Consider the following 265-nt stretch of genomic DNA (forward strand, 5'->3'; position numbering starts at 1 on the left):
TTGAGCTTCAGCCGCCTCTCGGGCTTCTTGCTCGGCACGGGCGTCGACTTCGGCGCGGGCTTGAGCTTCAGCCGCCTCTCGGGCTTCCTGCTCGGCACGAGCGTCGGCTTCGGCACGGGCTTGAGCTTCAGCCGCCTCTCGGGCTTCCTGTTCGGCGCGAGCGTCGGCTTCCGCGCGGGCTTGAGCTTCAGCCGCTTCCCGGGCTTCCTGTTCGGCGCGAGCGTCGGCTTCCGCGCGGGCTTGAGCTTCAGCCGCTTCCCGGGCT

The 265-nt window shown here is 70.2% G+C and carries 1 pseudogene; it reads left to right on the forward strand.

The annotated features are described in order from the left end of the window. A pseudogene (locus DWV00_RS34270) lies at positions 1-265 on the forward strand (hypothetical protein); the annotation flags it as partial.

This window comes from Trinickia dinghuensis (assembly GCF_003367175.1).
Taxonomy (GTDB): Bacteria; Pseudomonadota; Gammaproteobacteria; order Burkholderiales; family Burkholderiaceae; genus Trinickia; species Trinickia dinghuensis.